Source organism: Natrinema sp. DC36 (assembly GCF_020405225.1).
Lineage (GTDB): Archaea > Halobacteriota > Halobacteria > Halobacteriales > Natrialbaceae > Natrinema.
In genome coordinates this window covers 3,765,534-3,787,103 of the sequence record NZ_CP084472.1, presented here as the reverse complement: position 1 = coordinate 3,787,103, position 21,570 = coordinate 3,765,534, and the positions used below count along the sequence as shown (strand labels likewise).

Sequence of the window (21,570 nt, the reverse complement as noted above, 5' to 3'; positions counted from 1 at the left end):
GACCGCACTTATTCTTCCACCGCCAGAACGCACCTGCCACGAGTGGAATCGACGTTAGCGATCGGCCGGCGGCCGCCGGACACGATCGACGAGAGGTGACTCGAGGGGAAGACACATTTCCGTACTCAGTCCCGATCGGTCGATCGTTTCGAAGCCGACGTTCTCGTAGACGGTAATCGCCCGCCGATTGTCGATCACGACGGTGAGCCGGAGCGATTCGTGGCCGCCAGCGTCGGCGTACGCGACGAGCTGCTCGAGCAGCTCCGTGCCGATACCCCGGTTCTGAAAGTCCGTGTGAACGAAGACAACAAACTCGGGCTCGACGGCGCTTGCCGGGGTAACGGCGAGATGGCCGACGAGCCGATCGCCCGACAGCGCCACCAGGTTCCAGCCGTCGGCCGTCAACGCCGCGAGCCAGTCCTCGATCCGGGGCCGGATGAGCGGGGGCAGTCCCATCGTCGCGACCGACTCGTCGAACTCCTCGTACATCGCCGCGAGCGCCTCGAAATCGGTCGACCGGTACGGCCGAACTAATGACGGAACGCCCCGTTCGTCGGTAAACCGTGGACACCGAGGAGGACAGTGAGGGGGTCCCACGCACTCGCCGTTGTCCCAAGAGGAACAGCTGTCCGTCTTGCGTCGGGTGCTCATACCGACTGCTGTGTCGAGGATCAACGTAAACGTTCGCGGGAACGTATTCGAGTGAGGCGTCCCGTTCCCGGCTATCCGTCGGTCGGGCCGACGGTGAGCGGAAACGTAGATTTTTGTGACTAGCGGCCGAACTGCCACTATGCACAGCGCATTAGTCGTGCTAACCGACAGAGATGGAGACGAAGACGTAGATGAGCGGCTGCTAGACGCCGCGAACCGGTACGCAACCGGCACCGATACCGAGCTCGTCGTCTGCAAGTTTATCGACCGGGACCAGTACCAGCGAGACGCTCGCAACGACGCGCGTGAGGGAAATCAGGCACCGACCGTCGACATCATCGAGGAGGAGGCGAAGACCGACGCGGCGGAGGTTGCCGAGCGGGCGTTCAGCGACGACGTGACCGTCAGAACGCTCGGTGCGGCAGGGAGTTTGCCGAAGAAGATCATCGCGGTCGCGGACGAGGAGGACTGCGATCACGTGTTCGTCTCGGGACGGAAGCGATCACCGACGGGCAAGGCGCTGTTCGGCGACATCGCACAATCGGTCTTGCTCCGGTTCGACGGCCCGGTGACGGTAACAACGAAATCGAAGTGATCGCGAGGAAGACGCAATCCGACTTTCGTCGACTCGTTCTCGGTTCGTAACCGCCGCGAGTCATTGTCGATCCAGTGCCGTACCGATTCGATCACTCGTCGTCACGGGCCGGCGGACTGTCCCACTCCGAGGCGTCGTCCTGCGGTTCATACCCGAGGACTGCCTTCGCGTGCTCGATACCGAACCAGCGAGCGGCGTTGTCGCTGACCGCGTAGAACGTGTCGTAGGTCACCGTCTCATCCTCGAGACAGCACTCGAGCAGATGTGCGAAGTCGCGCTGGGAGGTCCAGGAAGCTTTGAGCCGTTTGACCATCTCCTGATACTCCTCGCTACCCCGCTCCCACGAGCCGGTCTGTGACTGGTCCCAGACCTCGTCGTCGTCACCGAGTTTGTGCTCCTCGCTGCGGTCGACGCCGCGTTCGGCGTCGCCGTAGGGATGATCGTACTTCGCCGTTCGGACGCTGGAGATGCGAAGCGAGTACACCTGGTTCGGCGCGCCGTCGCGGCGCGCGTGGGTGCGACAGATGTGCTCGCCGAACATCTTCGTCGCACCGTAGTAGCCGTCCGGTTTCGGCAGCGTCTCGTGGGTGAGTCGCAGCGGATCGTACTCGCTCGGATAGTCCTCCTCGTAGAGTTCGGGCGCGTGGTCCTCCTCGTAGAGGCCCATAACGCGCTGTGAAGAGGCGAAGATGAGTTTCTCTACGCCAGCGTCTTCCATTGCCTTCAGAACGTTGTACGTGCCAACGATGTTCGGATCGACGACGTCCTGGAAGTCAGCGCCGGCGTCCGACTGCGCGGCGAGGTGGATGACAGCGTCCTGTCCGTCGAACGCCGGACGAATCGCCTCGTAGTCGGCGATGTCGGCGACGTGCGTCTCGTACTCCGGATGGTCACTTCGGTTGAGAAACGTGAGTTCGTACCGGTCGTCGTCCAGCAGATAATTGAGAATCGCTTCACCGGCTTCTCCGTACGGACCCGTAACGAGGACGTGCTGCTTAGCCATTGATACGGATGACTATGAAAGAGGTGTATTTAAACTTTCCCCACGTGTTCGGGATTGCCCGCCGTTCTGATACCGGCTGGCCATCCTGACGCGAATCGCGATTTCTCTTTCAACATCGTTGGATCACCCCACGGATAGCCGCAACTCATTTACACCTATACGATTGTAATTCAATGAGAAAATTGCCCCGCCATCACGCAAATTAATTCGACATCATTGAAACACCAACGTTTTCCTTGGGAATATCGGTCCTGTCACGGTCCATATCCACATTCAATTCGGGACGAGCTCCTTCGAGTCGATCGGCAGCCACTGCTCGAAAGTCGCCGTCTCTGGACCGTTCGGGATCGTCGTCCTCGTCAAACAGGTGAACGACAACGGACGAAATCAACATCCAAACACGCACTAGTACCAATTTGAGTATATATGTTTTTATATGATTGGTTTAGGAATGGGATGCGTACTCGTCTATCCGTTCGAAATATAGAAAATATATAATACGGACTGTATCCGCTCTAAATGGCGTACAAGCGATTTTGGGTGATCCCTGTATCGAGCAATCGCGCTACCGTAATCTACCAGACGAATACTCCATAAGAACGTTTTTTGACCCATATGGATACTACATCAACTCAAAGTGAGGTTCATTAGCCACATATTATGACTTGTTTCAGATAAATCCCATTATATTCAAATTATATCCGGATTTGCCCAGTTTGGTATTTTTCTTGTCTGGTTCGTAATCGTATCCTATTTCGAACATATTATTCACACGTGCTTTCGACCGCCTCGAGGAAACTCTATTGGAAACAATTCCACGCAGGGTCGACGGTTTCACAGACGAATGAAAGACAATCGCTCATCGGCAACTGAAGGCGGAGGCAGTACGACCGTAGCGGACGCTCGATCAGGATACGAAAAACGCAGCGCTATCGACGGGACGCTCGTGAACGAAACGTGATGTCGTCGCGGTTCGAGACTGCGTCGTTAGGCCATCCCGATGGTCTCCTCGGCCTCGAGGAGCTCGTGGTACCGGTTTCGAATCGTCACTTCGGAGATGTCGGCGACGTCGCTCACGGCTGCCTGAGTGGTCTTCTCGTTGGTCAGGAGCGCGGCGGCGTACACCGCGGCGGCCGCGAGGCCGACCGGCGACTTGCCCGAGTGGACGCCCTTCTCCTTGGCGTTCTGGAGCAGCGAGCGCGCGCGGTGCTCGGCCTCGTCGGAGAGCTCGAGTCCCGAGGCGAAGCGGGGAACGTAGCTCTCGGGATCGGCGGGCTGGACCTCGAGGCCCAGTTCGCGGACCACGTAGCGGTAGGTGCGCGCGATCTCGTTCTTCTCGACGCGGGAGACGTCCGCGATCTCGTCGAGGCTGCGAGGGACGCCGGCCTGCCGGGCGGCGGCGTAGACGCAGGCCGTCGAGACGCCCTCGATCGATCGGCCGGGGAGGAGGTCCTCGTCGAGCGCGCGCCGGTAGATGACGCTGGCGGTCTCGCGGACGTTCGTCGGGAGGCCGAGCGCGGAGGCCATCCGGTCGATTTCGCCCAGCGCCTGTTTCAGGTTGCGCTCCTTCGAGTCGCGAGTACGGAAACGCTCGTTCCACTTGCGCAGGCGCTGCATCTTCTCGCGCTGGCGGGAGCCAAGCGAGTTCCCGTAGGCGTCCTTGTTCCGCCAGTCGATGTTCGTCGAGAGCCCCTTGTCGTGCATCGTGTTCGTCGTGGGCGCGCCCACGCGGGACTTCTCGTTCTTCTCGGCGGCGTCGAAGGCCCGCCACTCGGGGCCGCGGTCGACCGAGTCCTCCTCGACGACCAGTCCACAATCCTCACAGACCGTCTCGCCGTGCTCGTCGTCGACGACGAGGTTGCCCGCACACTCGGGGCAGGCCAGATCCTCTTGCTCGCTTTCGGTCTCTTGTTCGTTCGTTTCGGGTTCGCTACGTCGTACTCTCGTGTTCGATGGTGCGTTAGTCATACGATGGCGATTGCTGGCCGGCCGAACCGATCGCAAAAGCCCGGACGGATCCGTTACCTTCCACGTTCAGACACTCGAGGTTTAATAGTTTCGAAATCCCGGCCGGAAATCCCGTCAAGTTGGATAATTCGATGAATGATCATGTGGAATCGTTTCCGCAAAACGGAGCGCGACGCCGAAACGGTGCCTCCAACTTCGCCCCGTTCGAACGGGCGATATGGAACTCTCAGTCGGCAGCACGAACCCGGTCAAAACCGACGCCGTCGAACGAACGCTCGAGCGATACGAACCGACCGTGACCGCCGTCGCCGTCGACTCCGGGGTGAGCGAGCAACCGCGATCGATCGAGGAAACCGTCAGGGGAGCCGAGAATCGCGCCCGACGGGCGCTCGCGGCAACCGACGCCGACTTCGGCGTCGGCCTCGAGGGCGGCGTCGCTCGGCTCGAGGGCGTGCCGGGGCTCTCGCTGATCATGTGGGGTGCCGTCACCGACGGGGATCGAACGGAACGAGGCGGCGGCCCGACGCTTCGTCTCCCCGACACCGTCGCCGAACGGGTCGCGGACGGCTCTGAGTTGGGTCCGGTGATGGACGACCTGCTCGGGACCGAGGGCGTCGCCGAGTCCGACGGGGCCGCCGGCGCGCTCACCGACGGACTGACCGATCGGACGCGAGCGCTCGGCCAGGCGGTTGCGTCCTCGTTCGGCCCGTTCGTAACAGCGTATTACGACGCGGACGACTGACGATCGCCCTGGCACGCGATCGCGTTCGTTGCTCTCCGTTCGGTACCTCGCCGACTCCCGTCGTTCGGAAACCGTCACGAACAAATGACAGTTGCAAGTTGGAATGTATTAACCGGTCGTACCAACGAAACCTTTCCACCCGGTTAGTAATTCCTTACCCCAGGGAAAAACCGCGTGACTGCAGTGGGTTAACCTGCCGTACCAAACCCCCTAAGGCCGTTCCTGTCTTCCGGCCGTGTATGAGCACTGCAATGGCCCCCGACCTCACGAGCAAACAACGCCAGATTCTGGAGTACCTCCGAAACAACGCGGCGACGAAGTCGTACTTCAAATCTCGCCTCATCGGCAAAGAGCTCGGTATGACGGCGAAAGAGGTCGGCTCGAACATCACCGCACTCCAGGAGGGTGACTACGATGTCGAGATCGAAAAATGGGGCTATTCCTCGAGTACCACCTGGAAAGTCGACATATAACGCCGTGTCGTCGGCTCGACCCCGCGCGTTCGTAATTTACTGATCGTTACGAACGACGAGCGATAGCTGGCAGCGACGCCGAACGCTCTTTTCCCTGCGGCCCCTCCATCCACGATGAATGACGGTCGTCCTGTTCGACATGGACGGGGTCATCCTCGATGGTCCCGGGACCGATCCACGAGTGTACGCAGACGCGGCCGACGCCGCCCTCGCCGAACTGGGTGCCGAGCCGACGGCAGTCCAGCGTCGCGACTTCAGCAATCACGACCACGAGCGGATCCGAACGCACTGTGAGGCGCTCGAGATCGATCCGGCACGGTTCTGGGAACTGAAGGAATCCCACGCCTCGAGGGGCACCCACGACCGACTACGCTCGGGGGAGCGCGGCACCTACGACGATATCGACGCGATCCACGAGTTGGGCGAGCAGACGACGATCGGTCTCGTCACCAACAACCGGCAGGAAACCGCCGAGTTCGTCACCGATCACTTCGGATTCGACTTCGATGTCGTCCGCGGGCGAGATCCGACGTTCGAGGGATACGAGCGGCGCAAGCCCGATCCCTACTATATCGAGGACGCCCTCGATCGACTCGACGTCACGGACGGGGTCTACGTCGGCGATTCCCCGAAAGACGTCACGGCCGGCCGGGCGGCCGGCCTCGAGACCGCGTTCCTCCGACGGCCGCACAATCGCGAGCGCGAGCGACCGCCGAACGCGACCGACGAGATCGAGTCGCTAACCGAGTTGCTGTCGCTGGTCAACTAGTCGGCTCGAAGGCAAGTAACTACTCGTTACCAGCGAAAAGAGTCTGTTATCCCTGATACTCGAGATACTGATCCGCGTCTCGAGCGAGCGTGCGCGCGCGGTCGCCGAAGGAGTCCGCGTGGCCGACGACGAGCACCAGCACCGTCTCCGGCCGTTCGACGGCGTAGCCGTCGTCGCGCGAGAGCAGTCCGGCCTCCTCGAGCTCGCCGGCGTACTTGCTCACCGTCGGCGCCGAGACGTCGAGCGCGTCGGCGAGATCGCCGGCGGTCGCGTCGGCGTTCAGGAGGAGTTCGATCAGCATCCCGCGGGGCGTCTCCCGTCGGAGGTAGCCGAGTGCGCCTTTCTCGAACTCGTCGAATCGATCGGCGGTGACGAACCGCTTGTAGTCGCCGTCTCGATAGCGCTCGATGGCGTCGAGTTCCTCGAGCCGGCGCAGATGGTGTTGGGTCTCGCCGGTACCCAGCTGCAGGTCGTCGCGGATCTTCGAGAAGTGCGCACCGGGCGTCGTGGAGAGATAGCCCGCGATCGCGTCGCGCGCGTCGCTTTCACCCGTATCAGCCGCCGCTGAATCCGATCGTCCAACCAGTGGGGAGGCGGCGCCGAGGGCGGCAAATCGGCGCAGGGTCGCTCGTTTATCGTCGTCGACCCCATCGGATCCTGTCATACCTACCTACCGTCTCCAAGGACGCGACCCGTAAAACAGGTTTCGCTCCGCTTTGTTCTCCGAGTATTACTGGTTAGGGATTCAATACGTGGGGTGAACCGACGGACGCGACTCGGGGAGAGACGACTTCACGTCGTCATCGACCGGGCTCGAGACGGGAGATGGCTCGAGACCGGGTCGAGTGTGTCGTGTGTATGAGCACCGCTCGAGGGTTCGCGACACGAACTGCGAAACGAGCGTTGCGAGGCGACCCGAACGGCGACTGTGAGCCGATCCTGCACCGACCGTGACGCGCGCGGGTCGTGGCCGTTCAGTCGTTCGTCGACGGGTCGTCTTCCGCGTCGGCCGGCATCTCGGTGCCGCCGTCGGCCTGGCTCTGGAAGTCCTGGTCCATCTCCTCGATGACCTCGTCGGGATCCGTGATGTTCGCCGGATCCTTCCCTTCCTTGATGGCCTGGGCTTCCTGTTCCATCGCTTCGACGTCCATGTCCGCTTCCTTGTCGATCTCGCCGATGATCTCGGCGATGTCGTCGAGGCCGATCAGTTCGCGGGTCTCGTCGTCGAACTCGCGGCTCTCGAGTTCGTGGCCGTTCTCCTCGACGTCGCTACCCGAGAGGTGCTTGCCGTAGCGGCCGACCAGCGAGGTGAGTTCCTGGGGCATGACGAACGTCGTCGACTCGCCCTGTCCGATGTCGCCGAGCGTCTCCATTCCCTTGTCGATGATCGCGCGTTCGCCCATCGACTCCGCGGAGCGTGCACGCAGGACGGTCGAGATCGAGTCACCCTGGGCCTCGAGGATCTGGCTCTGCTTTTCACCCTGTGCGCGGATGATCTCGCTCTGTTTGTCACCTTCGGCCTTCTCGACGGCACTGCGGCGTTCACCCTGGGCCTCGAGGATCATGGCGCGGCGTTTCCGCTCGGCGGAGGTCTGTTGCTCCATCGCGCGCTGGACGTCCTTCGAGGGGTTGACCTCGCGGACCTCGACCGACTCGACGCGAATCCCCCACTCGTCGGTGGGCTCGTCGAGTTCGGTGCGGATGCGGGCGTTGATCTCCTGGCGTTTGTTCAGCGTATCGTCGAGTTCCATGTCACCCAGCACGGCGCGCAGGGTCGTCTGGGCAAGGTTCGAGACGGCGCGCTTGTAGTCGTCGACCTGCAGGAACGCCTTCTTGGCGTCCATCACCTTGATGTAGACGACGGCGTCGGCCGTCACCGGCGAGTTGTCGCGCGTGATCGCTTCCTGCCGGGGGACGTCCAGCGTCTGGGTTCGCATATCGAACGCGTACGTGTTCGAGACGAACGGCGGGACGAAGTTGATCCCCGGCTCGAGCAGCTTGCGGTACTCGCCGAAGACGGTGAGGGCGCGTTTCTCGTAGGCGTTGACGATCTCGATCGCGCTGAGTAAGGCGGCGATAACGACGACGAGGACGAGGGCACCGACGACCAGCAGGGCAGCGCCGGCGGTCTGCATTGGAACCAGTGGTACCACCATATTTCGGAGTTACGGGGGTGGGGAGAAAAGCGTTCCCTTATTTCGTCAACATATGCGACCGCATCGCACGGGTTATCCCGACTGCTCGGTCTCCGTTTCGGAGACCGGCTCGTCGGTGTCGTCCGCATCGGGTTCAGACACCGACGCATCGATATCGTCCACCCCAGTTTCCGCCGTCGGTTCGTCGCCGACGCTGCCGGTCTCGTCGGCACTCGCTCCATCATCGGAGTCGGACGCCGCGTCCTGAGCGAGCGCGCGATCAATTTCGTCCTCGCCGATCGCGCCGACGGATTCGACCGTCAGCACGTTTCCACCACCCGGGTCGAGGACGATAACCTCCTCGCCCTCCTCGATCGTGCCGTCGGTCGTCCGCGCGCTGTAGTAGGGGGCGAACCCACCCTCGTCGAGTTTGACTTCGCCGCTTCGGGTCGTGACAGTCTCGGTGACGTACCCCGTCCGCCCGGAAAGCGAGTCCGAATCCGTCGTCCGACCGGACCCCTTCCCGCCGTAGAAGTCGAACTCCCGGTAGACGTACGCCGCGGCGAGTCCGATCACGAGCGTCAGCCCCGCCAGCACGAGCACGTTCGCCACGGGCGGAAAGAGAAGCCCGATGAGTCCGGCACCGACCAGCGCGATTCCGATAACGATGAGGTGGGCACCCGGCGAGAGGGCCTCGAGGACCATCAACACGAGTCCCGCAACCAGCAACAACAGCGGTATGTTCCCCACGAGAGATTCGACCATGTACGAGGGTTGGGGCTTGTCCCGATTAAATGTTTACCGCATTTCACAAGTGATTTTATCGAGACGACAAGGAGCGACTCCGAGGCTGACCACGATTTCGAAGCCGAATCGGCGTTTACACGGCCCGGCGACGACACGCCGAAACGGAACCGTCAGACGATAATCAACACGAGTCGGACGATGACGAGCATCATCGCAACTGCACCCAACAGCACGAACAGCGCGTTCTCGAGGTCCGGATCGCCGCCCTCGATCGGCGTCGAACTCGCTTCGGGCCCGTATTCGTCGTCCTCGGACGCGTCGTCTCCATCGGTCTCTCGGTCGTCGTTCCCGCCGGAGAGGTCGATGGGGATCCGGTCCCAGCCCTCATCGGGATCATTTCGGTCCGTCTGATCGCCGTCGGTCGGTCGATCGAGCCGATCGGGGTCTCCCCATTCGTCGTCGCCGGACGCACCCCACTCGTCGTCCCCACTCCCGGACGGTTCGTCTCTCATACTCGTCCGTATTGGTCCGGTCGTCAAAAAGCCGCGGTCCGACCGTCGGTCACGACCGAGTGGGTTCAGGGTCGCTCGGGCCGGTCACCGATGTTCCCGCCGTAAACGACGCCGCGTTCGGCGTCGACAGTGACCGTCTCGCCGTCCCGTAGCTCCGTGATGTCGGCATCGCTGATCATCGGGATCCCCAGTTCGCGTGCGACCAGCGCCGGATAGCCGGTCATTCCCCGCTCGGCGTTGACGATGCCGGCGATCCGTCCCGTCTCGCCCGCGAACTCCTCGTCGAACGCTGCGGGGAGGGCGAGTATCGCCCCGTCTGGCACGTCCGATAGATCGCCGTCCGACAGGCGGACGAGCGGTCCGGTCGCTCGGCCCTCGACGACGACCCGTCCCGTCGTCAGCGCGTCGGCGGCGATGTGGACCTTCAGCATGTTCGTCGTGTTCGCCCCCTCGAGATCGGTCATCATCCCGCAGAGAACGACGACGGTGTCCCCGCTCTCGGCGACGCCGGCGTCCAGTGCGGCCTGGACCGCCTTCTCGACGACGGCGTCGGCGCCCTGGTCCGAGACGGGCGCGTACAGCGGCGTCACGCCCCACGTCAGCGCGAGCTGGCGGCGCACCGACTGGCTCGGCGTCGAGGCCACGACCGGCACGCCGGGGCGGTACTTCGCCGTCTTCAGCGCCGTATAGCCGGACTCCGTCGCGGCGACGACCGCGTCAGCGCCGATATCACGCGCCAGGAATCGCGCCGACCGGGCCAGCGCATCCGTCCGAGCCTCGCCCGAAGCGGGCACGCGCTGCTCGAGCAACTCCGCGTACTCGCCGGAGCCTTCGACCTCGCGGACGATGCTGCCCATCGCGTCGACGACGGCGACGGGGTGATCGCCGACCGCCGTCTCGGCCGACAGCATGACCGCGTCGGTGCCGTCGAGGACGGCGTTGGCCACGTCCGAGGCCTCCGCGCGCGTCGGCCGTCGAGCGTGGACCATCGAGTCGAGCATCTCCGTCGCGGTGATGACCGGCCGGCCCGCCTCGCGACACTTGCGGATGATCCGCTTCTGGATCATCGGGACGTCCTCCATCGGACACTCGACGCCGAGGTCGCCGCGCGCGACCATCACGCCGTAGGCCGCGTCGATGATCTCGTCCAGGTTTTCGACCGCGCCGGCGCGTTCGATCTTCGCGATGATCGGAATGTCCGCACCCTCCTCCTCGAGGACCTCGCCGACCTCGTAGACGTCGTCGGCGTCCCGGACGAAACTCGCCGCGACGAAGTCGACCCCTTTCTCGGCGGCCAGCTCGAGGTCCCGCCGATCGTTCTCGGTGACGACGTCGAGTTCGAGTTCGACGCCGGGAACGTTGACTCCCTTGCGGCCGCCCAACTCGCCGCCGGTGTCGATCCGTGCGCGAACGGCGTCGCTCTCGTGATCACCGCGCGTCTCGCGCCCGAGGACGGTCGTCTCGATCAGGCCGTCGTCGAGCAGGATCCGGTCTCCCGGCTCGACGGCGTCGATCGACACCGAAAGCCCGACCACGTTCGACGTCGCCTCCTCGCCCTCGACGAACCGAATTTCGGCTCCGGTCTCGAGGGACACCGTCTCGCCGTCGGGCAGCGGCGCGGTCCGAATCTCGGGGCCTTTCGTGTCGAGCATGACAGCGACGGGTTCCGTTCGCTCCTCGTCGACCGCGCGGACCCGATCGATCAGGTCGGCCCGATCCTCGGGGGTGCCGTGACTCGCGTTCAACCGCGCGACGGACATCCCGGCCGCGGCGAGGTCTCGGATCGTCTCGCGATCGTTCGACGCCGGCCCGAGCGTACAGACGATCTTCGCGTTTCTCATGTCGGACGATACTGCCAGCATCGCCTAAAAGATGGTCACTTACTCGCGTCCGAGTTCCCCGTCTCGGCGGCTCGTCGTCGAGTCCGTCGTCTGCCATCTCGACCGTCGTCGACGAGGGTTGATCGAGACGTCGCGTCGACGACGGTGCCGCCGAGTTCCGGCGCTCGAGTCAGTCCGCGGGCCGCTCGAGCAGCCGAGTGACGCGCTCGCCGCTGACGACTTCGGGGATGACGACCTCGTCGGCTCCGGCCTCTCGCGCGACCGACTCGTAGACCTCGTCGCCGACGCGGACGAGAATCTCGGCCGAAGACGCGACCGTCCCGCTGACGATCGCGATCTGGATGTTGACGTTCGAGTCGTCGATCGCTGCGACGAGTTTCGTCGCTCGATCGACCCCGGCGGTTCGCAGCACCTGCTCCCGTCTGGCGTCGCCCTCCACGAGGAGGTGGCCGTCCTCCCGGGCGCGTTCCGCGTTGTCCGCGTCTATTTCGATGACGACGACCGCTCGACCCGCCTCGGCGAGCCGGTTTGCGACCGTCCGTCCGAACATGCCGTAGCCACAGACGATAACGTGATCGTCGCTGTTCTGAATTCGTCGTTGCATCGTTGCTCGTGATACCTCCGTGGAAATCCGTCCCCCGAATAGTTCGGTGACGACAGTCTCGCCGATCCACAGCCCCGAGAGGACGAGTCCGACCGTCACCACCACGGAGTAGGCCTTCGTCGATCGTTCGGGACCGGCGTGTGCCTCGAAGCGCAGATCGATGCTCGTCGGATCGATCATCCAGAACGCCGCCTCCACGAGGCCGACGTTCCCGAGCATCGCATAGCCCAGGACCCCCGCCACGACGAACGCGACGAAGACACCGATCGGTGCGACCGTGTGCCGCAGGATCGGTCGATTCCCGAGATCTGGTGTGCTATCAGGGAACACAGGTGATGATCTGCGCCACTATACAAATAACTATTCGAAATGGTCTTTGATGCATGTTCGTCGAGTAAGCCATGATAATAGTGCCTATACAATCAGAATTGTTGCGGGCTGCCGAGTCGACGGAGATCGATCTCGAGATCGTCTCGACCACCGTCTCGGAATACCGAACTTCTCGAGAGACCTCGAGAGCGGACGAGACAGTATCCGGCTATGCGCTAGATAGTCGAATCGCAGTCGCTTTCGACTCGAGAGAAGAGAGTGCGGCGTCGGCCGACCGGGCGTTCCTCACCAGAGGCCGACGAGATTGCCGAGTGCCATGACGGTAAACAGCGACAGCGCTAGCACCACTAGCGCCGAAACCTCCGCCGATTCGGGGGTTGTCGGTATCTGGGTGAACCTGTGAGACTGCGCGCCCGTCCTGATGGATTCCCATACGCTGCCGCTACCCTGTGACATACAATAGCATTATTCGGCATCCGTAATAGGAATATTTGAGTCCGATTGACAACTCGCGGCGTGAGATGGGAAATAGCACCGAGCGGATCGGACAACGAATCGGACGATGTCCCGAATCGACGCTGAAAATTAGCTGTCAGTTAAGTAACAGAATCATATTCACTGTCTCGACGTGCTTCGGATTCCCATCGGTCACGCCACGAACGCATCTGGACGCGTTCCCGCTACCAGAACGACGCGATAACGGAACGACGCGATCACGATTCGATGCCGGTTCGCGATTATTTGATCTTCTCGCCGACCGCGGCGTCGCCGTGGGTCGTCAACAGGTCCGCCTCCTCGCCGGCCGCGAGGATCATGCCGTTGGATTCGACGCCGAACAGTTCGGCTTTCTCCATGTTCGCGAGCAACACGCACTTCGTCCCCGGCAACTCGTCGAGGTCGTGGAGCTGCTTGATTCCCGCGACGATCTGTCGCGTCTCGAAGCCGATGTCGACCTCGAGGCGCGCGAGGTCGTCCGCGCCCTCGATACCCTCGGCGGTTTCGATCCGACCCACGCGGATGTCGAGTTCCTGGAAGTCGTCGAACCCGATCCGCTCGTCGGCCAGCGCCTCGAGATCGTCGGTATCAGTCATACCGCCGGATTCGTCCCCGTCGGTGTCGTCGCTTTCGGTTTCGGCTGCGTCGTCCGTCTCATCGTCGTCGTCGTCCGCGGCCGCGTCGACGCGCTCTTCGAGCTTTTCGGTCAGTTCCGCGACGCGGTCGTCCTCGATCTTCTCGAAGAGTTCGCCCGGTTCGTCGAAGCTCCGCGGCGGGGCCTCGAGCGCGTCCTCGAGGTGGGCGTCGGCAACGTCGCCGTCCTCGCCGATCTGCACCCAGAGGTCCTGCGATTTGTCGGGGGTGATCGGCTCGAGGAGGACGCCGACGGCCTTCGCGAGCTGGACGCAGTCACGGATGACCTGTGCGGCCCGCTCGGGCTCGTCGTCGGTGAGCTTCCAGGGCTCGTTGCGCTGGATGTACTCGTTGCCGAACTGGGCGAGTTGCGTCGCGGCCTGGCCGACCCCGCGCATGGAGTAGTCGTTGACGCTCTCGCGCACGTCGCCGATGGCACCCTCGATGCGCTCGCGGACTTCCTCGGAGACGTCGGCCTCTGGCGTCCCCTCGTAGTTGCGGTAGGCGAAGAGCAGCGAGCGGTACCAGAAGTTGCCGACGGTACCCACTAACTCGCCGTTGACCTTCTCCTGGAAGGCGTCCCATGAGAAGTCGACGTCCTGCTGGAGGCCGCCGGTCGTCGTCAGGTAGTACCGCAGCAGGTCGGGGTGGAACCCCTCCTCGAGGTACTCCTTGGCCCAGATCGCGCGATTTCGGCTCGTCGAGAGCCCCTTGCCGTTGATCGTGATGAAGCCGGTCGCGGCGATTCCGCGAGGCTTGTTGTAGCCCGCACCCTCGAGCATCGCCGGCCAGAAGATCGCGTGGTGCTGGATGATGTCCCGGCCGATGACGTGCATGATCTCGCCGTCACCCTTCCAGACCTGCTCCCAGTCGTACTCGTCCGCGCCGACGCGCTCGGAGTACTGCTTCGTACTCGAGATGTACTCGATCGGGGCGTCGACCCAGACGTAGAGGACGAGGTCGCTCTCGTCTTCTCCGTCTTCGGTCGGGTAGTCGATCCCCCAGTCCATGTCCCGCGTGATACACCAGTCCTGCAGACCGTCCTCGATCCACTGACGGGGCTGGTTGCGCGCGTTCGAGGTTCCCTCGAGCCCGTCCAAAAACTCGGTGAGGAAGTCGGCGAACTCGGAGACCGCGAAGAACTTGTGGCTCCGCTCGCGGTACTCCGCGGGGTTGCCCGTGATCGTGCTCGTCGGGTCTTCGACTTCGCCCGGCTCGAGGTGGCGCTGACAGCCCTCGTCGCACTCGTCGCCGCGGGCCTTCGCGCCGCAGTAGGGACAGGTCCCTTCGACGTAGCGGTCGGGGAGGTACTGGTCGGCTTCGGGGTCGTAGGCGACCTGAATCTCCTTCTCGTAGATGTAGCCCTCGTCGTCCAGCGCGCGGACGATCTCCTGAGTGAGTTCGGTGTTCGTCTCGTCGTGGGTGTGGCCGTAGTTGTCGAAGTCGACGTTGAACTTCGGGAACGTCTCCTCGTACTGTTCGTGCCATTCAATGGCGAAATCTTCGGGGTCGACGCCCTGCTGCTCGGCGTTGACGGCAACCGGGGTCCCGTGCATGTCCGATCCGCAGACGTAGATCGACTCCTGGCCCAGCGTCTCGAGCGCGCGATTAAATGCGTCCGCGCCGATGTACCCCCGCAGGTGACCGATGTGCAGGTCGCCGTTGGCGTAGGGCAACCCGCAGGTCACGACGGCGGGTTCGTCCGTCGGAAACTCGTCGTGGCTCATGATCGTCACGTTGCGCTGCCGGGCGTAAAACCCGCCGGTTTCGATCGTCCGCAAGCGACCGTTCTCGTTTCAGCGAACGGCTACCCGACGTGGGCCGGCACGCCGCCGAGCGATGAACGTTTCAGTCACGCAAAGGGTATTTGTCTCGCCACGACGGAATCCCTTCCGAGAAGTGGACATGAACGAATCTACCGTAACGGGATCCCTCCCGAACTGGATATCCGCTGTCACACTGAGTGTCGCCGTCTTGCTCGGTGTTCTCGCGGCTGATTTGCTTAGACTCGGCACAGTAAGCCAAGTTGCGGTGACGTTTGTTCTAGTAGCGGTATTCGGTAGTGCGCTTACTCTCGTTCTAGAGTAAGAAGGGCCGGTACTCGGACGACCTGCCGATACAATCGACTACCAGTATGAGTGTTATCGCGCTATCGAATACCGTTTGAGAATTGCAGGCATTTCCCCTTCAGCAACGATGTAGAGACCAAGTCCGATCACTGCGACGACTGTGGCCGAGCCAGCTAAGACAACAAGTCCAATCGCGAGGTTTTCGGCCAGCGCTGAAACCGTAAGCATCCCGAGCAGCATACCGAGCGGTATCGTTACGATGAACAACGCGATCACAATAGCGGCACGAGCGAACTGCGCTGCAGCTTCCGTCTCACTATCGGTGTACATCCCCCGGACGGCTTCATATCCCGCGATTGCGAGAACAGCAACGAGAACGTATGTGAGAACCATATTGCTCTATCAGTTCGATATATGATAATAATTGTGGTGTTGACGACACTTTCGTCGGCGTTACCACCGGCAGCGATAGCTGTTTCCTCTCTCTGTGTACAGAATTGTGATAGACGACTCAAACGTCTGCGTTTAAATCGGCCGTGTTTAGTTAATCGTGAAAAGTGAGGCGTGCTGATTTTCAGCTGGTTCATGGCAGAAATCGCACGCCTCAGCGGTAGTAGCGACTGGATTGATTTGGATTTTGTGGAGCGAGAACGGACACCGCGTCGGCTGATGGAGCTCGGTATTCGACTCCATCTTGCTGGATTATCGCTTTCGAATACCGTTCGAGAATTAGAGAGGTTCGGTGTCGAGCGCAGTCGCAAAGCAGTCCATGATTGGGTTCACAAATGCGATATACAGCCGACAGTTGACGAGGAACCGAATCACGTCGCACTTGACGAGACGGTGATTCAACTTAACGAACATCGCTATTGGCTGTACACCGCTGTCGATCCAGAAACGAACAACATACTCCATATACGGCTGTATTCGACGACTACGACTGCGTTGACAGAACGGTTCCTGCACGAACTCACTGAGAAACATGATCTTGATGATGCCGTGTTTCTCGTTGATGGAGCGAAACATCTCCAGACTGCACTCCGTCGATCTGGGCTCCGTTTTCGATACGAAAAACATGGAAATCGGAACGCGGCGGAACGTGTCTTCCGCGAGATAAAGCGACGTACCTCCTCATTCTCAAACTGTTTCAGTCACGCACAACCATCAACAGCCGAATCGTGGCTCCAAGCCTTCGCCGTCTGGCACAATGCTACAAACTAAACACGACCTTTAAATCACACCCAGCGTTTATTACGCATCGGCTGATCTCATCTGTCATGGAAAGCCAAGTTCGTGAATATTTAAGGACGATGTACAATCCTGACCCGCAGGCGTTGAAGATCATCCTTTTTAGTTCATCGTTTATTTTATTCTTGTTCCTCGTCAACCCCCTGTTTGAGAACCCATACTATATTTTCGGGCTTGTATCGACAGTTCTCACTCTCGTGGCCGCAATAGCCATTCTCGCTTGTGAATAGATTGGGTAATGGCAAGTGCGATAGTTTACTGAGCAGGATGCTCAGTAGTGAATTCGATGAACAAAGTGTCCTGCGAATCTAACGCTGGTGCCTCTATCAACTATTAGTGACTTCTGTAGAGCCGTGCTGAATACACAGCACACACTCGCAGTACAGTTCGCTGGATTAGCTGCAAGGTCGGCTAAGATGGAGATCCTCGATAGAGGTGGTAAAGTTAAAATGTAGAAATTATCAAAAGTTGCACGCCAACAAGGGTGAAGTGCGTAGAGACAATTGGCCAGAGTATGACTGCAAGTCCGTCTAACGATGAGGAATGGGCTGAGCGGTGGAATAAGTTATTTGACATCCTTTCTGTCGAGCCGCGGCGAGAGATTATCAATTCGTTGCTGGATGTGCCACAAGAGCGACGGCTCTCGCTACCTGAGGCTGCAGAATCCCCTAACCAGTCGATGAACTCTGAGTCATTAGCTATTCACTTGCGCCATCATCACCTCCCTAAGCTCGCCGAAGAAGGGTACGTTCGCTGGGATTCCGAACGGTTCTGTGTCCAGCGTGGCCCCAACTTTGCGGAACCGGCATTTATCGTTGAGAACGTGTTCGAGTCGATGGACGAAATCCCCGAACCCTTGATTGACAACTGTAGGATTATACAGAAGAAAATTAACGATGATGCGAACTGACGTTGTCACCAACGTTGTCAAAGCGGTGGCCGCCCAAGATGAGGTAGAACCAGGGGAACTCGATTCATTGTACGAGTACATCGACCCAGAAATATTAGAGAAAGTGTATGAGCAAGAGAAGGGCGACTGGACCTTTACGTTCCAATATTCCGATCCTCAAGTCACTCTGACCCACGAGGAACAAATCTTCGTTGATGGTGTCCTGCATACGCCGAGTGTATCAAGAGGGAGTAAATGACTATTGAGTGATGCGGGTTCTCCACTCTAAACTCAATGTCCCTTCCAGGCTAACTTCCACCTCTGCATTCAGCACGCAGTCTCTGCTATCTCCCAGATAAATCAGTCGTCGATCCAATACCTACTTGACCTATACTGATCGCTGGGGGGTATCAAAATTACTGGTCAGCGAGGGTTCGATAGCCACCCCCGTATCTAATCGTTGCTCACGACCGGCACGCTCGCGCGCACCTCGAGCCGATCCAGATCCCCGATAAAGGAAGCTAACATCTCGCGGGTGACGTGGGGCATGCAGACGACCCGCAACTCGCCCGTCGCGGTCCGCGAAATGCGCCAGCCCTTGGCCCGCAGCGCGTCGAACGTCGACCGCGGCACGTCGGCCGCGACCAGCGGGAGCGTGGGCTCGGCGACCCGATAGCCCCGCTTCTCGAGGGCGTCGGCGAGCCATTCGGCGTTGTTCTGCGAGCGGGTGTACTGGCGGCGGTAGCCGCCGGGCCACAGCTCCTCCATCGCGGCGACGGCGCTGGCGACGCCCGCACCCGAACGGGTGCCGGTCAGCGTCGCCTGGGAGGTCGACTCGAGGTACGGCGTGTCGACGGCGAGTTCGTCGAGCAGGTCGGGAGAGCGGACGAGCAGTCCCCCCGCGGGAACGGCGGCCTGTCCCATCTTGTGGGGGTCGATCGTCATCGTGTCGACCGCGGCGTGATCGAAATGCCACTCGTAGTCGGTAAAGGGAAGGACGAAGCCGCCCCAGGCGGCGTCGACGTGAAGCATGGCGTCGACCGACGCCGCGATTTCGCCCAGTTCCGGGATGGGGTCGACGCGGCCGTACTCGGTCGTCCCGGCGACGCCGACCACCAGCGCGGTGTCGTCGTCGACGCTCGCGCGGACGGCCTCGAGGTCGGCCCGATGCCGCTCGTCGGTCGGGACGAGTCGCAGTTCGACGCCGAGCAGGTCGGCGGCCTTCTGGAAACTGAAGTGACCCGACTCGGGCATGACCACGTTCGGCGAGCGGCTCTCGGCCCGCTCGCGGGCGATCCGGACCGCCTGAATGTTCGCCTCCGTGCCGCCGCTGGTAACGTAACCCGCCGGGTCGTCCAGTCCCGCGATCTCGCTCAAGAAGGCGATGGCGTCGTCCTCGAGCGCCGACACGTTCGGATAGGTGCCGGGATCACCGGGGTTCGTCGCGAGAAACCGCTCGGCCGCATCGCGCGCCGCAGGATGGGGTTCCGTACACATCGACGAGAGAACCCGATCGAACGCTTGCGGCTCGATTTGCATATCACGTCTGTTAACGGTCGTGGGTTTATTTGTTACGTTTGTCGCCGTTTCTCAATAGGGATCTCTCGGGTCAAAACGGAACGGGCACGTGCCGCCGAAAGCGTGCCTTCAAGTCCGCCGCCGCGCAACGCCAACCCATGAACCCAGGCGACCGCGTCCGCGTCGACCGCGCGGATCGCACGTACGAAGGCGTGTTGCTCCCCTCGAACACGGACGAGCAGCTCGTAGTGAAACTCGAGGGCGGCTACAACGTCGGCGTCGATCGGGAGGCGGCCGACGTGTCGGTCCTCGCGGAGGACGTCTACGAGATCGACGGCACGGACTCGGCGGGGACGGACGACGAGGCGGGGAGTTCGGAGATCGAGTTCGACGACGATCTGCCGACGATTTCGCTGCTCTCGACCGGCGGGACGATCGCCTCGACGATCGATTACCGGACGGGCGCGGTGACGGCGCAGTTCGACGCCGAAGACGTCCTGCGGGCCGTTCCTGACCTCGCGGGCCGCGCGAACTACCGCGGGCGGGTCGTCGCCAACATCCTCTCGGAAAACATGGAGCCGCCGATCTGGCGGGACCTCGCCGAGGCGGTCCACGAGGAGATCGCGGCCGGTGCCGACGGCGTCGTCGTCATGCACGGCACCGACACGATGCAGTACTCCGCGTCGGTCCTTTCGTTCATGCTCGAGACGCCGGTGCCGATCGTCTTCACCGGCTCCCAGCGCTCGGCCGACCGGCCGTCCTCGGATAACGTGATGAACGCCGTCTCGGCCGTCGAGGCCGCCAAGAGCGATTGTGCCGAGGTCATGGTTTGTATGCACGCCTCCGAATCGGACGACCGCTGTGCGCTCCATCGAGGCACCCGCGTCCGGAAGAACCATACCTCTCGTCGCGACGCGTTCGAGACCGTCGGCGCGGAGCCGCTGGGTGCGGTCGACTACGAGACCGAGGAAATCGAGTTCCACAGCGAGTATCAGGAGCGCGGTGAGACGGAACTCGAACTCGCCGACGACCTCGAGGACGACGTCGAACTGCTCAAGTTCACGCCCGGGATGGATCCTCAGTTCCTCGACGTGGTCGAGGGAAGCGAGGGACTCGTCATCGAAGGGACCGGGCTCGGCCACGTCCACACCGATCTGATTCCCCGCATCGAAGAACTGATCGAAGACGGGACGACGGTCGTCATGACCAGTCAATGTCTCGAGGGGCGGGTCTGCGACCGGGTCTACGATACCGGTCGGGACCTGCTCGAGGCCGGCGTGGTCGAGGCCGGCGATACGCTCCCGGGGACGGCGACGGTTAAGCTGATGTGGGCGCTCGCGAATTCGGACGACGTCGAGGAAGCGATGGGGACCTCGCTGGCCGGCGAGATTCAGGAACGGTCGGTCCCCTGGGAGTAGATCGGACGCTCTCCGAACGTTGGCATATGAATGGAGTAGTGGCACGTGAATGGAGTAGTGTATTCTGCGGAAAACAAGTGAGACAAAGCGTCCTGCTATCGTGGCACCAGGGAATCGCCACGCCCTCCCCAACCGATTCGTTCGCTTCGCTCACTCATCCCTCGCGCAGCGTCGGGCCGCGGCTCACCAATCGGTTCGCCGCGACACAGCGCGCGCCACCGCACGTCGGTTGGCCAGTCTGAGTGAGACAGAGATCTCTGCTGGATACAGTACGAGAAGCCCCGATGATCGATCACGAGAGTGGCTGACACGCAACACGGCTTTCGGGAACGGCAAGGTTCTTGGTACGGCTCTGGAATATCCGAGTACGAACAGCTATGTCGTTTTACGCCGCGGCGATGCCGACTGCGATCGCACTCGCGGTCGTCAAGACGCTCGTCCTCATCGTCGGCGGCGTAATCACGTTTTTCGCGTACAAGGCCTATAAGCGGACCCGCCAGCCGGCGCTGGGCTATCTCGCACTCGGCTTCGGGCTTGTCACGCTCGGGCTCGTCCTCGCCGGCATGCTGTACGAACTTCTCGCCGTCCCGTTGATGACCGGCATTCTCCTCGAGAGCCTACTGGTCCTCGCCGGCTTTCTCGTGATCGCGCGTTCGTTGTACGTCACCTGAGATACCAAACTGTTTTGGAGCCACTTCTATTGGTAATCGATTGATACGTTACCGTACGGCAGGGAGAGAGGGCACTGAACCATGGAGTTCCGCCCCTCCTGCCGTCGTACCCCTTCCTCCCCGGAGTCAATCGCGGACCAGCCGTCGCAGCCACCGGCGGACGTACTGACGGATAGCCGTCAGTATAAGTGGTCCCCACAACGAGTAGTGGCTATGAGCGGCGACCCCGACCACGTGAGTCCCACCGGCGGCCGTAATT

Annotated in this window: 23 protein-coding genes; 10 read left to right on the top strand and 13 right to left on the bottom strand. The window is 61.6% G+C overall.

Annotated elements, in window-relative coordinates; translation table 11 throughout:
- Positions 1–54 precede the first annotated feature (54 nt).
- Positions 55–651, bottom strand: coding sequence for a GNAT family N-acetyltransferase (locus LDH74_RS19265; protein ID WP_226040280.1), 597 nt, complete (start codon positions 649–651; stop codon positions 55–57).
- 139 nt (positions 652–790) lie between these two features.
- On the opposite strand from LDH74_RS19265, the gene LDH74_RS19260 reads away from it, so the two are divergent.
- The gene (locus LDH74_RS19260; protein WP_226040279.1) at positions 791–1,246 is read left to right on the top strand and encodes a universal stress protein; all 456 of its coding nucleotides are present in this window, start codon (positions 791–793) and stop codon (positions 1,244–1,246) included.
- Between the two features lie 91 nt (positions 1,247–1,337).
- Here LDH74_RS19260 and LDH74_RS19255 read toward each other — a convergent pair whose 3' ends face one another.
- Together LDH74_RS19255 and LDH74_RS19250 are read right to left on the bottom strand one after the other, a co-directional pair.
- Entirely contained in the window at positions 1,338–2,249 is a 912-nt protein-coding gene (locus tag LDH74_RS19255) for an NAD(P)-dependent oxidoreductase (RefSeq protein WP_226040278.1), read from the bottom strand.
- Between the two features lie 987 nt (positions 2,250–3,236).
- Positions 3,237–4,217, bottom strand: coding sequence for a transcription initiation factor IIB (locus tag LDH74_RS19250; RefSeq protein ID WP_097380621.1), 981 nt, complete (start codon positions 4,215–4,217; stop codon positions 3,237–3,239).
- A 217-nt stretch (positions 4,218–4,434) separates the two neighbouring features.
- On the opposite strand from LDH74_RS19250, the gene yjjX reads away from it, so the two are divergent.
- The 3 genes from yjjX to LDH74_RS19235 all read left to right on the top strand — a co-directional run bounded on the left by yjjX (position 4,435) and on the right by LDH74_RS19235 (position 6,201).
- Positions 4,435–4,959, top strand: coding sequence for an inosine/xanthosine triphosphatase (gene yjjX, locus LDH74_RS19245; RefSeq protein WP_226040277.1), 525 nt, complete (start codon positions 4,435–4,437; stop codon positions 4,957–4,959).
- Between the two features lie 251 nt (positions 4,960–5,210).
- Complete coding sequence (locus LDH74_RS19240; RefSeq protein WP_226042568.1) at positions 5,211–5,432, top strand: hypothetical protein; 222 nt, start codon at positions 5,211–5,213, stop codon at positions 5,430–5,432.
- Positions 5,433–5,550: 118 nt separating this feature from the next.
- Positions 5,551–6,201 (top strand): HAD-IA family hydrolase, encoded by a 651-nt coding sequence (locus LDH74_RS19235; RefSeq protein WP_226040276.1) that lies wholly within the window; start codon positions 5,551–5,553, stop codon positions 6,199–6,201.
- Positions 6,202–6,247: 46 nt separating this feature from the next.
- On the opposite strand, the gene LDH74_RS19230 is transcribed toward LDH74_RS19235, so the two are convergent.
- The 9 genes from LDH74_RS19230 to LDH74_RS19190 form a co-directional block, all read right to left on the bottom strand.
- Entirely contained in the window at positions 6,248–6,865 is a 618-nt protein-coding gene (locus LDH74_RS19230) for a MarR family transcriptional regulator (protein ID WP_226040275.1), read from the bottom strand.
- Positions 6,866–7,175: 310 nt separating this feature from the next.
- The gene (locus LDH74_RS19225; RefSeq protein ID WP_226040274.1) at positions 7,176–8,357 is read right to left on the bottom strand and encodes an SPFH domain-containing protein; all 1,182 of its coding nucleotides are present in this window, start codon (positions 8,355–8,357) and stop codon (positions 7,176–7,178) included.
- A gap of 72 nt (positions 8,358–8,429) precedes the next feature.
- Positions 8,430–9,101 (bottom strand): NfeD family protein, encoded by a 672-nt coding sequence (locus tag LDH74_RS19220; protein WP_226040273.1) that lies wholly within the window; start codon positions 9,099–9,101, stop codon positions 8,430–8,432.
- Positions 9,102–9,253: 152 nt separating this feature from the next.
- The gene (locus tag LDH74_RS19215; protein WP_226040272.1) at positions 9,254–9,595 is read right to left on the bottom strand and encodes a hypothetical protein; all 342 of its coding nucleotides are present in this window, start codon (positions 9,593–9,595) and stop codon (positions 9,254–9,256) included.
- 65 nt (positions 9,596–9,660) lie between these two features.
- The gene (gene pyk, locus LDH74_RS19210) at positions 9,661–11,436 is read right to left on the bottom strand and encodes a pyruvate kinase (protein ID WP_226040271.1); all 1,776 of its coding nucleotides are present in this window, start codon (positions 11,434–11,436) and stop codon (positions 9,661–9,663) included.
- A 169-nt stretch (positions 11,437–11,605) separates the two neighbouring features.
- Positions 11,606–12,370 carry an NAD(P)-binding protein gene (locus LDH74_RS19205; protein WP_345778537.1) on the bottom strand — a complete coding sequence of 255 codons (765 nt, stop codon included), beginning with the start codon at positions 12,368–12,370 and terminating at the stop codon, positions 11,606–11,608.
- A gap of 285 nt (positions 12,371–12,655) precedes the next feature.
- Positions 12,656–12,826, bottom strand: a complete 171-nt coding sequence (locus LDH74_RS19200; protein WP_226040270.1) for a hypothetical protein — start codon at positions 12,824–12,826, stop codon at positions 12,656–12,658.
- Between the two features lie 281 nt (positions 12,827–13,107).
- On the bottom strand, positions 13,108–15,225 hold the full coding sequence (gene metG / locus LDH74_RS19195) for a methionine--tRNA ligase (protein WP_226042566.1): 2,118 nt from the start codon (positions 15,223–15,225) through the stop codon (positions 13,108–13,110).
- A gap of 414 nt (positions 15,226–15,639) precedes the next feature.
- Positions 15,640–15,960: a hypothetical protein gene (locus LDH74_RS19190; RefSeq protein WP_226040269.1), complete on the bottom strand. Its 321-nt coding sequence runs from the start codon at positions 15,958–15,960 to the stop codon at positions 15,640–15,642.
- 192 nt (positions 15,961–16,152) lie between these two features.
- Here LDH74_RS19190 and LDH74_RS19185 point away from each other — a divergent pair, with 192 nt between their 5' ends.
- From LDH74_RS19185 to LDH74_RS19170, 4 genes are all read left to right on the top strand, one after another.
- Positions 16,153–16,788 (top strand): IS6 family transposase, encoded by a 636-nt coding sequence (locus LDH74_RS19185; protein ID WP_226040268.1) that lies wholly within the window; start codon positions 16,153–16,155, stop codon positions 16,786–16,788.
- Between the two features lie 56 nt (positions 16,789–16,844).
- Positions 16,845–17,045 (top strand): acyl-CoA dehydrogenase, encoded by a 201-nt coding sequence (locus LDH74_RS19180; protein ID WP_226040267.1) that lies wholly within the window; start codon positions 16,845–16,847, stop codon positions 17,043–17,045.
- A 284-nt stretch (positions 17,046–17,329) separates the two neighbouring features.
- Complete coding sequence (locus LDH74_RS19175; RefSeq protein WP_226040037.1) at positions 17,330–17,725, top strand: hypothetical protein; 396 nt, start codon at positions 17,330–17,332, stop codon at positions 17,723–17,725.
- Positions 17,712–17,963, top strand: coding sequence for a HalOD1 output domain-containing protein (locus tag LDH74_RS19170; protein WP_226040038.1), 252 nt, complete (start codon positions 17,712–17,714; stop codon positions 17,961–17,963). Before LDH74_RS19175 ends, LDH74_RS19170 begins: the two co-directional genes overlap by 14 nt.
- A gap of 194 nt (positions 17,964–18,157) precedes the next feature.
- Here the strand turns inward: LDH74_RS19170 and mfnA are convergent, their stop codons facing one another.
- Positions 18,158–19,243, bottom strand: a complete 1,086-nt coding sequence (gene mfnA, locus LDH74_RS19165) for a tyrosine decarboxylase MfnA (RefSeq protein WP_226040266.1) — start codon at positions 19,241–19,243, stop codon at positions 18,158–18,160.
- Between the two features lie 137 nt (positions 19,244–19,380).
- Between mfnA and gatD the strand changes: the two genes are divergently transcribed.
- Together gatD and LDH74_RS19155 are read left to right on the top strand one after the other, a co-directional pair.
- The gene (gene gatD, locus LDH74_RS19160; RefSeq protein WP_226040265.1) at positions 19,381–20,640 is read left to right on the top strand and encodes a Glu-tRNA(Gln) amidotransferase subunit GatD; all 1,260 of its coding nucleotides are present in this window, start codon (positions 19,381–19,383) and stop codon (positions 20,638–20,640) included.
- A gap of 377 nt (positions 20,641–21,017) precedes the next feature.
- Positions 21,018–21,311, top strand: a complete 294-nt coding sequence (locus tag LDH74_RS19155; RefSeq protein ID WP_226040264.1) for a hypothetical protein — start codon at positions 21,018–21,020, stop codon at positions 21,309–21,311.
- Positions 21,312–21,570 lie beyond the last annotated feature (259 nt).